Consider the following 12,757-nt stretch of genomic DNA (forward strand, 5'->3'; position numbering starts at 1 on the left):
CCTAATCGAGCTTCTCTTTTCCCGTCATCTCCTCGATCGATATTTCGACGATCGCCGTCTTTTTCAACTCCGCCGGTGGGATGGGACCATATCCGCCCTCCGGTTGATACTTTTCCATCAACCGTTGAAGGACCCTCTGCTTCTGGGCAGGGTCCTTCAAGAGTTTGGCCTTCCCCTTGACGAAGACGCTTCGATAAAAATATCCTGCCCAACAGGCATGGCCTGAGGCGGGGGCGTAGGCGATCGGTTCGTCCAGTTCGAAACAGACAGGACTCCCCCTCCGGAGGTCTGCTATCTTCTCCCCCCGGGGAGAGGAGTGGAGATAGAGCTTCCCCTCCATATAAATGAAGTTCACCGGTTTGATGACCGGATAGCCCGCCCGGTTGATCGTGGCCAGCCTTCCGACCGAGGATCGTCTTAAAAGGGATTGGAGGACCTTCTGGTCCATCCTTCTCTCCGGTCTTCGCATCGGCTTCTCCTGTTCCCTTCGTCCCTCACCCAAGGGGCCGTATCGCCCCTTCTCGAAAGACGGGGACGACTTCGGTCACGTCGATCCGGGCGCAAAAGGGAAGGTCCTCTTCGAAACCCCGGCCGATCAGATCCCGACCATGGATGGAAAGGCGGAAGGCCTCGGTCAAGTCGGCCTCGAACCTCCGGTAGAGGATGAGGGCCGCTTGACCGGCATCCGTGAGCTCGGCCTTCTCCCCGAGGGAGAGGATTCGGTGGATCAACATCCCCCCACAGACGACATCCTCGAGGGAGAACCGTCCTGTGTCGCCGGAGGGATAGATCAGGAGATCGTCTCCGGTGGCGACACAGCGTCTGGCCACCGCCCCGATATTGAAGAAGGCGCCGGCCAAGACCTCCTTCGCTGACATGACCGAATAAAAGGCCCGCGTCCCGTTGGTGGTCGTGAGGACAATCCTCTTGCCCCGGACCTTCTCCGGAAGATACTCCTTGGGCGAGTTTCCCAAGTCGAACCCATCGATCTTCCGGCTCCCCCGTTCCCCTCCCAAGAGGACGGTCCCTTCGGGAAACGTGCTCCCGCGCCGAAAGGCCTCCTCCACGGTGATCACAGGGAGGATCTCAAGGGCCCCCTGGGAGATCGCCTGGACGATCACGGAGGTGGCCCGGAGGACGTCGATGACGACCACGGTCTTTCGGCTCAGGGAGGAGGCAGGAACCGGGATGGGGAGGAGCTGGACATCGATCTGCATAGGACAAAAGGGGCTCAAAGGGCGAAGATCGATGGGCCGGAGGGTCCGATCAAAATCATCCCTGAAGAGACCAAAGCCTGAAGATCTGATCCAGGATCTCCTTCTTCCTCTTCAGCATCTCCTGTTTCGACCTGCACCGGACCTGACCGGCTGCGGCCCCGGGGTGACCATCCCCGATGTTGAGGGTCCGCATGATCTCGCCGATGTTCTTCTTCCCGTCTCGATTGCCGTGGATGGAGAGGGACATCGAAAACCCCAAGTGGTTCGTCTTCACCCTCTGTTCGATCAGGTTGTAAACCTCCAGGATCCCCTTGGCCTCTGGATAGAGCAGGAGGGCGAGGTTCTTGATCAAATGGGGCCTCCGTTGATAGGGCGTGAGATCGATGACCACGATCTCCTTCTTTGCATCCTGATCGAGGAACGAGGAGGAGTCTCGAATGATCTTGAGCATCCTCTCCTCCTCCTCCCGATACTGGACGAGCCTCTTTTGGACCACCTCGAGCCGGGAGACCGCTTCGATGGGACGGTCTCGGAGTTCCCGCACCAAGAGTCTCAGATAACCATTCTGATCTTCAACGGAAGGGAATTGGGCCTTCAAGCTCCAATCGATCCTTTTGCCAGGGGTCTCCCTCCTCCAGTCTTCGACGGAGGCATAGGTGAACCCATCGATGACATCGGCCTCCTCCACCGCCTGGAGAAAGTAAGAGGGAAGCTCCATCCTCTCGGAGAAGTACTCGAAGACGACCCGGCTGCAGCTCAAGGCCGGGGCGAACCGGCCCGGGATGGAGCGTGGATCGATCTTTCGGTATTCCAGCTCTTGGAGGTTTCCCTCATGGTGGTCGAACCAGAGCCCGCATTCGAGGGGGTAAGGGAGGTCGCAGACCACGTCCCTATCGGTGATGGTGATCTGGGAGCGTTGGATCGCCAGGGGCCCAGCGAAAAGGACCTTGCCCACGCCGAGGGCTCGGGCGCAGAGGGCCGCGCTCACGATGCCGTCAAAATCGTTGTGGGTGACGATCTTTTCAAAGGACTTCGTCCCGTCCCGATCCGGTCCGTTTCCCATAGATCCAAATCTAACAGAGTTGACAGGAGGGGTCAATGGCCTGCGGTCTTGACAACCCCCCGGGGGGGCCTTAAAATGAAATTGAAATTCAATTTCAATTGGGAAGCCGGCCAAGCCGTTCCCTTAGGAAGCGAAGGTGGGGATGAAGTCCAACCGATGGAGGGCCCTGATTTCGGGAGAGGGGTTGAAGTCCACCCATCAACGGGCGGAGATCTTCGAGGTCTTCCTAAACTCGGAAGGGCATAAAAACCTGGCCGAGATCCATGCCCTGGTGGTGAAACGCAATCCGAAGATCGGCTACACCACGGTCTACCGCACCCTCAAACTCCTCACCCGACTCGGATTGGCCGCAGAGCGAAAATTCGAGGGAGGGGAGACCCGATACGAGCCCATCCAACGAGGGGGACACCACGACCACCTGATCTGTCTCCGGTGCGGAAAGATCGTCGAATTCAGAGACGAGGGCCTTGAGGCGATCCAGAACCGGATCGCCAAAGGCCATGGATTCAAGATCTTCCACCATCGGATGGAACTCTACGGGTATTGCAAGCCCTGTCTGGCCCATCGAAGTTCTCTCAAACACCCCGGAGAAGCGCCCTGATTATGAAGAAGAACCCAGCTCCCAACCCCTTGGAAGGCCGGATCATCCTGATCGGCAATCCCAATGTGGGGAAATCGGTCATCTTCAACTACCTCACCGGGAAATATGTCACCGTCTCCAACTACCCCGGGACGACCGTAGAGGTGGCCACGGGAACGCTCTCGCTCAGGGGGAAGAAATTCCAGGTCATCGACACCCCCGGGATCAATTCCCTCATCCCGACCTCCGAGGACGAGAAGGTGACGCGGGACATCCTCCTCCAGGACGTCCAGGAAGGGCCCTGCCATCTCGTTCAGGTCATCGACACCAAAAACCTTCGAAGGGGGCTTCTCATCTCCCTCCAGTTGCTCGAGATGGGGCTCCCCTTTACGGTCGTCCTCAATATGTGGGATGAGGCCAAAAGCAGGGGGATCGAGATCGACCTGAAGACGCTCTCCAGAGAGTTAGGCCTGCCGGTCCTGAGGGCCGTGGCCACCCGGAAAAAAGGGCTGGAGAAGATCAAGGAGCATGTCCAACAACCTGGGCCGGTCAACACCCCCTCCCTGAGTTACACGGATCTTATCGAAGAGGGCATCTGCCGGATCCTTCCCCTTCTGCCCGAAACCCCGATCGCGAAAAGGTCGTTGGCCTTGATGCTCCTCTCCGGAGATGAGAGCCTTGTGCAATGGCTCCATCGCCACCTCTCCCCGGAGGAGATCGCCAAGATCGAGAGGATCCGACAGGAAGTTCAGGCCTCATATCAGGACCCCATCGGATACCTCGTCAACCAGGTTCGCCTCAAAAAGGTGGACGAGATGCTTTCCCGGGTCCAGACCTCCTCCGAGGTCGTTCCGAAAACCCTCTCCCTCTTCCTCGGAAGGTTGACCATCCACCCCCTCTGGGGCATCCCCGTCCTCCTCGTCGTCCTCTTCCTCCTCTATCAATTCGTGGGGGTATTTGGGGCAAAGATCAGCGTCGACTTCCTGGAGGAGACGCTCTTTGGGGAGTGGTTGCTCCCGCCCTTGATCGAGTTCGTCCGACGAACCCTGCCCATCCAGTGGGTCCAGGACCTGCTGGTGGGGCCCTATGGTATCTTCACCATGGCCCTCACCTATGCGATCGCCATCGTCCTTCCGATCGTGGGCTGTTTCTTCCTCTTCTTCGGCCTGATGGAGGACTCCGGTTATCTGCCGAGGCTGGCGGTCATGACAAACCGCCTCTTCAAGAAGATGGGGCTCAACGGCAAGGCTGTCCTTCCCATGGTCCTGGGCCTCGGTTGCGATACGATGGCGACCATGACCACCCGGATCCTCGATACCGAAAAGGATCGGACGATCGTCACCCTTTTGCTGGCCCTCGGGGTCCCCTGTTCCGCCCAGCTGGGCGTCATCCTCGGAATGTTCACGGGCCTTCCGGCCTTTTATGTCCTCCTCTGGGGGGGGCTGATCGCCACGGTCATAATCGTGGTGGGATATTTAGCGGCCAAGGTTCTCCCTGGAGAGGGCTCCGATTTTATCTTGGAGCTCCCTCCCCTTCGTCTTCCCACCCTCTCCAACATCCTCGTCAAGACCCTCGCCCGGATCGAATGGTATCTGAAAGAGGCTGTCCCTCTCTTCGTCTTGGGGACGCTCCTCCTCTTTCTCCTCCATCAAACCGGTGGGCTGACCTTTCTCGAAAAGGTCTCCACCCCCCTGGTCGTCCACCTGCTGGGCCTCCCAGCCAAGGCGACCGAGGCCTTCATCGTCGGCTTCCTCCGGAGAGACTATGGCGCGGCCGGCCTCTACATGCTGGCCCGAGAGGGACTTCTCAATCCCCGCCAAATCCTCGTCAGCCTGGTGACGATCACCCTCTTCATCCCCTGCGTCGCCCAGTTCTTCATGATGATCAAAGAGAGGGGGCTGAAAACGTCTCTCTTCATCACGGGCTTCATCCTCCCCGTTGCCTTCGGGGTGGGTGCCCTGCTAAACTTCGTGATGGCCCTGGTGGGGCGATGAAAATGAAAGGTACCCCCTCCACACGCTGTCCCCTTTGCGCTCAGCCCTTCACCCCGGGAGAAGGCCCCTGTAGAGGGTGCCTCTTCTCGAAGGGCTGTGACCTTCTCTGCTGCCCCCACTGCGGCTACTCCTATCGAGAACGCTCCGCTCTGTTGGAGCTGTTCAAATCTCTGTGGAGGAAGGTGAAGCAATGAAGCACGACGAATCCCATCGAAGCAAAGGGCCCCATCGAAGGGGACAGGGAGATCCGCAGGCCTTCCATCCTGACCGGATCGATGAGGTCCTCGAACTCATCTGGACGTTGAGGGAGAAAGGGATCTCCGGCCTCGATCAGCTTCTGGCAGAGGTCAACGACCTCGAAGCCCGATCGATCCTCCGACAGATGGTCAAAGATGACCTCTTTGAACTCAAAGACAACCGGGTCCTCTTAAAGGACCGGGGAGAGGAAAAGGCGAGGGAGATCATCCGCCGCCATCGTCTGACCGAACGACTCCTCTCGGAGATCTTCGAGATGTCGGAGGAAGAGGTGGAGATGGAGGCCTGCAAATTGGAGCATATCCTCAGTCCCGGGGTGACCGACAGCGTCTGTACCTTTCTCGGCCACCCTCCCACCTGTATCCATGGCAAGCCAATTCCGAGGGGGGAGTGTTGTGCCAAATTTAAGAAGGAGGTGCCTCCCCTGGTCATCCCCCTCTTAGACCTGGGGTTGGGCGAGGAGGGGCGGATCGTCTTCATCGCACCCAGGTCCCACCCGCGGCTCCACCGATTGAGCGCCCTGGGCATCGTTCCGGGAAGCGTGGTGCGGATGCATCAGAAGAACCCTTCTTATGTGCTCCAGATTGGAGAGACGACCCTGGCCCTCGATGAGGAGGTGATTAAGGACATCTATGTGAAGAGGGGTTCTAAAGGGGTGGGTTAAAATGGGGGGTCAGCTTTGGGATCCCCCTTCTTTTTTGCCCTCGCCCTCCAGGCGGCGGCGTTCCATCTCTTCCTGGATGAGCGCGCCGAGGCTGTTCAAGCTCCCACTCTGATTCGATAGGTACCGTTCGACCTCCGACTTCTCCATCCTCTCCTTCAGGCCCTTCAGGCTCAGCCCGATCCTCCGCTCTTGGGGATCGACGTGGAGGACGAGGGCGGTGACCGAATCGCCCGATTTGAGGACATCGGAAGGCCTCTCCACCTTCTCTCGACTGATCTCGGAGACATGGATCAGCCCCTCGATCCCTTCTTCGAGTTCGACAAAGGCGCCGAAATCGGTTACGTTCGTCACCCTTCCATGGACGATCTCGCCCTTCCGATAACGCCGGCTCACCTCTTTCCATGGATCTGGGGCCAACTGTTTGATGCTCAGGGAGAGGCGCTCGTTTTTCGGATCGACGCTCAGGATGACGGCCTCGACTTCCTGTCCCTTCTTAAAGAGTTCGGAGGGGTGTTTGACCTTCTTTGTCCAAGACATTTCCGAGACGTGGACCAAACCATCCACTCCCTCTTCCACGCCGACGAAGATCCCGAAGTCGGTGATCGTCTTCACCTTGCCTGAGATGCGCATGCCCGGGGGGTATTTCTCTGCGATCACCTCCCAGGGATTGGGGGTGACCTGCTTCATCCCGAGAGAGATCCGGCGCTTCACCGGATCGCAGTCGAGCACCATCACCTCCACCCGATCGCCTTGGCGGACGACCTTGGAGGGATGCTTCATCTTCTTCCCCCAGCTCATCTCCGAGATATGGACCAGGCCCTCGAGGCCTTCCTCGAGTTCGACGAAGACCCCGTAATCCGTGATATTGACGACCTTCCCCTGGACCCGTGTGCCCGGAGGATACTTCTCCAGGGCCGTATTCCAAGGATCCGGAAGGGTCTGTTTCAGACCCAACGAAACCTTCCCTTTCTCCCGATCGAAGTGGAGGACCTTCAAGGTCAGCCGGTCTCCAACCGAAAGTTTCTCTGAGGGATGTCCCACCCTTCCCCAGCTGATGTCGGTGATATGGAGGAGGCCATCCAATCCGCCCAGATCGACGAAGGCGCCGTAATCGGTCAGGTTTTTAACGACCCCCTCCACAAGCTCTCCCTCCTGGAGTCGATTCAGGGTCTCCTCTCTCAGGATCCTCCGCTCCTCCTCCAAGAGGACCCGCCGGGAGAGGACGATGTTATTTCGCTTCCGGTTGAACTTGATCACCTTGAAGGGGAACCTCTGGCCGATCAGTTCGTCCAAGTTTGGGACCGGTTTCAGGTCGATCTGGGACCCGGGCAGAAAGGCGTGGATCCCGCCGATGTCGACCGAGAGCCCTCCTTTGACCTTGGAGACCACCTCGCCCTCGATCACCTCGCCCTCTCGGAAGGACCGCGTCACATCCTTCCAGATGTTGATCCGGTCCGCCTTCTCCTTAGAGAGGATGAGAAATCCTCCCTCTTCATCCTTCTTCTCTAAATAGACATCCACGGAATCGCCCACCTTGAGGTCCACCTTTTTGTTCCTCTTTCGAAACTCCTCCATCGGGATCTGGCCTTCGCATTTGTACCCCACGTCCACGGTCACATGGTCGGGCGTGATCTCGATCACCGTCCCTCTCAAGATCTGGCCTTCCGTGATCTCCTTGAAGCTCTCCTCATAAAGGGTTTTAAAGTTTTCCGTCTCCTCCCTGCGATGGTATGGGGTCGCTCCTTCCTCTGGTCCCTTCTCCTCCTGAGGACCCTCTTTCAAAGCTTCCATTGCAGGTGCCGATCCATTCTTCTCCATTCAAAAAAACCCCCTTCTCGCCAAAGTTCAGTTGTTTATACCACACCTATAAAAAAAAGACAAATCGTCTATCTCCCTTTCCGATGGAGATTCCTTAAGGCCCTCACCACCTCCTCGATCACCCAGGAGGGGGTGGAGGCCCCTGCCGTCACCCCGATCTTCTCTTTTTTATAGAGCCATTCGGGGCGGATCTCGTCCGCGGTCTCGATGGCGTAGGTGGCGGGTTGAACTTCGCGGCAGATCTCTCCCAGCCTTCGGGTGTTGGCGCTGTTGTATCCCCCGATGACGATCATACAGTCGGCCTTTCGGGCGATCTCCACCGCCTCCTTCTGCCGGAGGGTTGTGGCATGACAGATCGTATTGAAGACCCTGACCTCCTTGGCCCTCGATAGGCTTGCCCGGACGACGTCTCGAAATCGGTCGAAGGACTGGGTGGTCTGGGCGATGACGCCCAGCTTCTTCCAGGGCCCCATCCGGCTCACTTCTTCGGAGCCCCTGACGACGACGACCTCCCCATCGAGGTAGCTCTGGATGGCCTCGACCTCCGGATGGTCGGGGTCCCCAACGATCATGAGGGCATAACGATTCCTGCAGAGAAATTTCGCATGGAGGTGGGCCTCCTTCACGATAGGGCAGGTGGCATCGACGATCCGGATCTTCCTTTTGGCCTTCAGGCGTTGAAGATCGGTCAAGGAAACCCCATGGGATCGGAGGATGACGGTCCCCTGGGCGATCTCTTCGACTCGATCCCTGACCTCGATTCCGAAGGTCTCCAGATAGGAGACGGCTTGTGGATTGTGGATCAAAGGCCCGAGGGTATAAAGGGGAGGGCGATGTCTCCGGGTGGCCTCCAGGGCCATCTCCATCGCCCGCTTGACACCGAAACAGAACCCCGCCGACTTAGCGATGAGCAGCTTCACCCGACCCTCGCTTTTCGTGAATCACGCGGACCATCACCTCCACAACCTCCTCTACCGAACGGTCGGTGGAGTCGATCAGGTAGGCATCATCGGCTTTTCGAAGGGGTGAATGGGATCGGCTCATATCGCTCCGGTCCCTCTCGGTCACTTCCCGCAGGGTCTCCTCGAAACCGACCGAGAGGCCTTTCCCGACAAGCTCCTGGTGTCGCCTCCTCGCCCTCTCCTCCGGGAGGGCGTCGAGGTAGAATTTCACATCCGCATCGGGAAAGACGACCGTCCCGATGTCCCTGCCCTCCAAGACCACGCCCCCCATCTGCCCCATCTCCCTCTGAATTCGGACCAGGGCCTCCCTCACCATTGGGCTTCGAGAGATCTCCGAGGCAAACCGGCTGATCTCCGGGGTGCGGATGGCCTCGGTGACATCCTCCCCGTTACAGAGGAGACGATTCCCCTTCCCGTCGTTCAGAAAGGAGAGACGGATCGAAGCGAGCAGCTGGGAGAGGCCTCTTGTGTCCTCCGTCCCGATGGCCCTTTTTCTCATCTCGAGGGCGACGGCCCGGTACATGGCACCCGTATCGATGTAGAGGTAGCCCAACCGTTCTGCCAGCGCTTTGGCGGCCGTGCTCTTGCCCGCTCCGGAAGGCCCGTCGATGGCGATGATCATTCGCTTCTCCGCACACATGTCCAGCCAAACCTGAGGAGGGAAGAAGGGATGTCAGGTGCTCTCAAAACAAATCGGGTTTACCACATCGCGGAACAATTTTCAAGGATGGGGCGCCAAGGGATCGGACCCGCAGGTCCGCCCGAAACCCTGGGCGAAGGCCTCTCAGAGGCTCTCTCCCTGAATCCGGTTGAGGCCCTTGCTCAAGGCCTCGTCCGTCTCAAGGGCCAGCTCGCAACCAAGATCCGCGATCTGCAGGAGGTAGGGGAAAGGGGCATTGGGGTCCACTAACGTTGACGTCCTGGGCAACCCCCCTGGAATATCGGCCGTACGGTAGTAGATCACCCCTCTTTCAACCCATGAGGGAGGAGCCTTCTCTGCTCAGGAGGCGCCTTCCCACCCATTCGACCATCTCTTCGGTGGCCTTGGAGAATTCCCTCGCCGTGGCGATCATGGCCGGATGGGAGATAAATTGGTCCGGCGTGTAACCCTCTTCGTCATATGCCCTCTCGAAATACGGGATCCTACGGAGTTTATCGAGGACCGCCCGAGGCACCTCCGCATCGATCTGGGGGGTGAAGGTCACGCCCTCGAGGTTATCGAAGACGGCCTCGATGAAAGGAGGCGGACAGGTGAAGACGATGTCCCCGCCGGCCAGCTTCTCGAGGTGCCAGCAGTGCTTTCTTCCGTCGACCACCGGACCGATCCTCATCGAACAGATCAGCATTTTGCTCGGGTAACCCCTCTCTTTGAGGAGCCAGTAGGCCTTCTTGAAGATGGCGATCTCTGCCCACCGGACATCGGCCTCGGTGAGATCGATCTTCAAGGCCTCCGCCTCCCTGCGAAGGTCTCCGAGATCTCCGTAACGAGCCGTCATGTGGGTGATGACGGATCGCCACCGGGACAGATCGACGCCGTTTTTTTTAGCTATCTCCAGGCCCTCCTGGACCGCCTTCGCACAGGCCATCAACTGGGGAAGCACGAAGGTGAGGGTATTGTTGGTGGGGATGCCCAGGGATGTGAGAAAACGGATCACCTCATAGCCTTCCTTGGTCCCCGGCACCTTGATCATCACATTGGGCCCGAGGCTTGCCAAGTCGAGGGCCTCCTCGATCATCCTCTTCGCATCGGTGAGATGCCTCGGATCGACCTGGCCGGAGAGGTAACCGTATCGAAAGCCCGAGCGTCTGAACACCTCTAAAAACATCTCGGCCCCTCTCCGGATGATCTCCTTGTAGGTCATCCAGAAGAGCGACTCCCGATCAAGGGTCCCGTAGGTTTCCAGGAGGCGATCCACGATCTCGTCGACGTAGGGGCCCCTCGCCTTCATCACGTTTAACGAAAGGGGCGGATTCGTGGTCACCCCACGAAAAAGGGTATCGCCTGGACGATCGGAATCGAAAAGCCGCTTCAGGCTCTTTTGCAGGGCTTCAGCCCTCTCCGGGCCGACCCGCTGCAGAAATCCCTCGGCCCAGCGGTCATAAATCAGCGGCGAGGAATCCCACCAGATCTCCGCCCCGGGGTGGGTCTCCATCAATCTTTCAAAAGGCGTTGGCTGGGTCATGCCTCCTTCTCCCCACGCCTCTGCTGGATGAAACGCCGGAGGGCCTGGACACAGAGGGCGTTCTCTTCCTGCGTCCCGACACTGATGCGGAAAAGCCCCCCCCTGCCGCGGAAGGGCCCAAAGGGTTTGAGGAGGATTCCTGCCTCTTCCAGCAGGTGCTCCACCACTTCTTTCCCCGTGACCCCAGCCTCCGTCGCATCGACGAGGACATAATTGCCGTGAGAGAAATAGGGCCTCACCCCCGGGATTTTTGAAAGCTCCTCGCAAAGGTATTGGACACCGGCATTATTATAGGCGGCCTTCCGCCTCATCTCCTCCATATCATCCAGGACGGCTTCGGCCGCGGCCAAGGCGAGGAGGCTCGTGTTCCAGGGGAGCTGCATCTTCCGAAAATACCCGATCAGGGCCTCGTCGGCTAAGGCATAGCCCAACCGGATTCCCGCGATGCCGTAGGCCTTCGAAAGGGTATGGGAGACAACGAGATGGGCATATTCCCGGACCAGGGGGGCCTTCGATTCATGCTCTGGATGATATTCGAGGTAGGCCTCATCGATCAGGAGGGGAATCCCGAGTTCCACGAGCTTCATGAGGTCCTCGTCCGGGATGAAATGGCCGGTCGGGTTATTGGGCCTGCAGACCACCATCAATTTGGTCTTGGGGGTCACCGCTCGGAGCATCGCCTCCACATCGTATTGAAAATCCGGGGTCAGGTCGACGGAGACGACCTGACCTCCCACCGCCCGGGTCCGGAGGGCATAGAGGGAGAAAGTGGGAGAGGGAAGGACCACTTCATCCCCCGGGGCGACGAAGAGGCGAACCACCATGTCGATGATCTCGGATGACCCGGAACCGAGATAGACATTTTCCGGACCGAGGTCATAAAGTTTCGCGATCTTTGCCCGGAGGCGGGGTCCGTTATCGGGATAACGATTTCCCATCTTGGCTGCCTCAAGAATCGCCTGAAGAACCCTCTCGGAGGGGGGGATCGGGTTCTCGTTGACCATCATCCGTTTGAGTTCAGGTCTCGACCAGGCGAGCGTCAGGTCCTCGGTATCGTAGGGGTTCACCTGGTCCATCCAAGGAACGAGATAGCGCTTGAAGTCACCCATGCGTCCTCCTGTCCGTTCGGTCCGTTTCCATAGAAACAGAAACTCGCCCTTCCGATTTGAGGCCGGCAGGCCTCCTCGCGGGGGTCAACCCTTCTACCTGTCTACACAGGTAACCAGAGGAAAAGCTCTTTGTCAAGAGGGCCTGTCCTCGAGATCGCACCGGTACCTCCCCGATTCCACCTCGAAGACATATTTGTCCCCCCGGTGATAGGCGTGGAGGACCTCCACCGGTATGTTCTTCGAATCATAGATCACGCTTTCGAGGAAAATGGCGGGCGAGTGGGGCGGGACCTCGAGCCATCGGGCATCCTCCGGGGAGAGGAGGACCGCCCGGAAGGTCTGGATCGAACGGTGGAGGTCGACGCCGAACCTTTTGGTCAGGAGATGGTAGAGGGAACCCGTTAAGCGCATTTTGAGTAGGGGCCGGTACTCCTGATAGGGCAGGTAACTCCGTTCGATCACCAGGGGGAGCCGATTGCCCAACCGGAGCCTCTCGGTGAGGATCACCCGCCTCTCCCGACCCAGCATCAATTTTTCGGCCACGTTGGGAGGCGCCTCGATCACGGCCTTGTGAATCAACCTCGTCTTTGGGGTGATCCCCATGCGGATCATATCGTCGGTAAAGCTGGAGATGTTCTGGAGGGAATATTTGACCGGTTGGACCGCCCGGCCGAGGACGAAGGTTCCCACGCCGTTCTTTTTCTTGACGATCCCCTTGGCCACCAAATCCGCGATCGCCTGCCGGACGGTATTCCGGTTCACCTGGAACCACTCCGCCAGTTTCGATTCCGAGGGTAATTTGTCGCCGGGCTTAAAACGGCTCTTCTGGATCATCTCCATCAACCAGTGGCTGATCTGGAGATATTTGGGAACGCCCGATTCGAGCGAAAAGGTCTCGGCCATCCCCCCTCC

General features: G+C 58.7%; 14 protein-coding genes. 4 read left to right on the forward strand and 10 right to left on the reverse strand.

Annotated features, from left to right (window positions below; genetic code table 11):
• Nucleotide 1: 1 nt before the first annotated feature.
• The 3 genes from N3G78_03160 to N3G78_03170 are packed head-to-tail and all read right to left on the reverse strand — an operon-like array spanning nt 2 to nt 2,280.
• On the reverse strand, nt 2-469 hold the full coding sequence (locus N3G78_03160; protein ID MCX8116918.1) for a pyridoxamine 5'-phosphate oxidase family protein: 468 nt from the start codon (nt 467-469) through the stop codon (nt 2-4).
• 25 nt (nt 470-494) lie between these two features.
• A complete protein-coding gene (locus tag N3G78_03165) occupies nt 495-1,217 on the reverse strand; it encodes a 2-phosphosulfolactate phosphatase (GenBank protein MCX8116919.1) in 723 nt (240 codons plus the stop codon).
• Nucleotides 1,218-1,272: 55 nt separating this feature from the next.
• On the reverse strand, nt 1,273-2,280 hold the full coding sequence (locus N3G78_03170; protein ID MCX8116920.1) for a hypothetical protein: 1,008 nt from the start codon (nt 2,278-2,280) through the stop codon (nt 1,273-1,275).
• Between the two features lie 142 nt (nt 2,281-2,422).
• On the opposite strand from N3G78_03170, the gene N3G78_03175 reads away from it, so the two are divergent.
• The 4 genes from N3G78_03175 to N3G78_03190 are packed head-to-tail and all read left to right on the forward strand — an operon-like array spanning nt 2,423 to nt 5,773.
• A complete protein-coding gene (locus N3G78_03175) occupies nt 2,423-2,881 on the forward strand; it encodes a transcriptional repressor (GenBank protein MCX8116921.1) in 459 nt (152 codons plus the stop codon).
• Nucleotides 2,882-2,883: 2 nt separating this feature from the next.
• On the forward strand, nt 2,884-4,854 hold the full coding sequence (feoB, locus tag N3G78_03180) for a ferrous iron transport protein B (GenBank protein MCX8116922.1): 1,971 nt from the start codon (nt 2,884-2,886) through the stop codon (nt 4,852-4,854).
• A complete protein-coding gene (locus tag N3G78_03185) occupies nt 4,851-5,048 on the forward strand; it encodes a hypothetical protein (GenBank protein MCX8116923.1) in 198 nt (65 codons plus the stop codon). The genes feoB and N3G78_03185 overlap by 4 nt, the downstream gene beginning before the upstream one ends.
• Nucleotides 5,045-5,773 (forward strand): metal-dependent transcriptional regulator, encoded by a 729-nt coding sequence (locus tag N3G78_03190; protein ID MCX8116924.1) that lies wholly within the window; start codon nt 5,045-5,047, stop codon nt 5,771-5,773. Before N3G78_03185 ends, N3G78_03190 begins: the two co-directional genes overlap by 4 nt.
• A gap of 9 nt (nt 5,774-5,782) precedes the next feature.
• On the opposite strand, the gene N3G78_03195 is transcribed toward N3G78_03190, so the two are convergent.
• The 7 genes from N3G78_03195 to N3G78_03225 form a co-directional block, all read right to left on the reverse strand.
• Nucleotides 5,783-7,564 (reverse strand): 30S ribosomal protein S1, encoded by a 1,782-nt coding sequence (locus N3G78_03195; protein MCX8116925.1) that lies wholly within the window; start codon nt 7,562-7,564, stop codon nt 5,783-5,785.
• A gap of 95 nt (nt 7,565-7,659) precedes the next feature.
• A complete protein-coding gene (ispH, locus tag N3G78_03200; protein MCX8116926.1) occupies nt 7,660-8,511 on the reverse strand; it encodes a 4-hydroxy-3-methylbut-2-enyl diphosphate reductase in 852 nt (283 codons plus the stop codon).
• Nucleotides 8,492-9,193: a (d)CMP kinase gene (gene cmk / locus N3G78_03205; GenBank protein MCX8116927.1), complete on the reverse strand. Its 702-nt coding sequence runs from the start codon at nt 9,191-9,193 to the stop codon at nt 8,492-8,494. The genes ispH and cmk overlap by 20 nt, the downstream gene beginning before the upstream one ends.
• Nucleotides 9,194-9,337: 144 nt before the next feature.
• A complete protein-coding gene (locus tag N3G78_03210) occupies nt 9,338-9,517 on the reverse strand; it encodes a hypothetical protein (protein ID MCX8116928.1) in 180 nt (59 codons plus the stop codon).
• Nucleotides 9,518-9,524: 7 nt separating this feature from the next.
• A complete protein-coding gene (locus tag N3G78_03215; GenBank protein MCX8116929.1) occupies nt 9,525-10,736 on the reverse strand; it encodes a transaldolase in 1,212 nt (403 codons plus the stop codon).
• Complete coding sequence (gene hisC / locus N3G78_03220; protein ID MCX8116930.1) at nt 10,733-11,845, reverse strand: histidinol-phosphate transaminase; 1,113 nt, start codon at nt 11,843-11,845, stop codon at nt 10,733-10,735. The genes N3G78_03215 and hisC overlap by 4 nt, the downstream gene beginning before the upstream one ends.
• A 132-nt stretch (nt 11,846-11,977) precedes the next feature.
• The gene (locus N3G78_03225; GenBank protein ID MCX8116931.1) at nt 11,978-12,748 is read right to left on the reverse strand and encodes a GntR family transcriptional regulator; all 771 of its coding nucleotides are present in this window, start codon (nt 12,746-12,748) and stop codon (nt 11,978-11,980) included.
• Nucleotides 12,749-12,757: the final 9 nt, after the last annotated feature.

The sequence above is a fragment of the Thermodesulfobacteriota bacterium genome, from assembly GCA_026415035.1.
Classification (GTDB): Bacteria; Desulfobacterota; BSN033; order BSN033; family UBA1163; genus RBG-16-49-23.

What these genes read in the sequence shown, in the direction of transcription:
- N3G78_03160 (MCX8116918.1), bottom strand. Translation starts at nt 469, where the DNA reads ATGCGAAGACCGGAGAGAAGGATGGACCAGAAGGTCCTCCAATCCCTT.
- N3G78_03165 (MCX8116919.1), bottom strand. Translation starts at nt 1,217, where the DNA reads ATGCAGATCGATGTCCAGCTCCTCCCCATCCCGGTTCCTGCCTCCTCC.
- N3G78_03170 (MCX8116920.1), bottom strand. Translation starts at nt 2,280, where the DNA reads ATGGGAAACGGACCGGATCGGGACGGGACGAAGTCCTTTGAAAAGATC.
- N3G78_03175 (MCX8116921.1), top strand. Translation starts at nt 2,423, where the DNA reads ATGAAGTCCAACCGATGGAGGGCCCTGATTTCGGGAGAGGGGTTGAAG.
- feoB (MCX8116922.1), top strand. Translation starts at nt 2,884, where the DNA reads ATGAAGAAGAACCCAGCTCCCAACCCCTTGGAAGGCCGGATCATCCTG.
- N3G78_03185 (MCX8116923.1), top strand. Translation starts at nt 4,851, where the DNA reads ATGAAAATGAAAGGTACCCCCTCCACACGCTGTCCCCTTTGCGCTCAG.
- N3G78_03190 (MCX8116924.1), top strand. Translation starts at nt 5,045, where the DNA reads ATGAAGCACGACGAATCCCATCGAAGCAAAGGGCCCCATCGAAGGGGA.
- N3G78_03195 (MCX8116925.1), bottom strand. Translation starts at nt 7,564, where the DNA reads ATGGAAGCTTTGAAAGAGGGTCCTCAGGAGGAGAAGGGACCAGAGGAA.
- cmk (MCX8116927.1), bottom strand. Translation starts at nt 9,193, where the DNA reads ATGTGTGCGGAGAAGCGAATGATCATCGCCATCGACGGGCCTTCCGGA.
- N3G78_03215 (MCX8116929.1), bottom strand. Translation starts at nt 10,736, where the DNA reads ATGACCCAGCCAACGCCTTTTGAAAGATTGATGGAGACCCACCCCGGG.
- hisC (MCX8116930.1), bottom strand. Translation starts at nt 11,845, where the DNA reads ATGGGTGACTTCAAGCGCTATCTCGTTCCTTGGATGGACCAGGTGAAC.
- N3G78_03225 (MCX8116931.1), bottom strand. Translation starts at nt 12,748, where the DNA reads ATGGCCGAGACCTTTTCGCTCGAATCGGGCGTTCCCAAATATCTCCAG.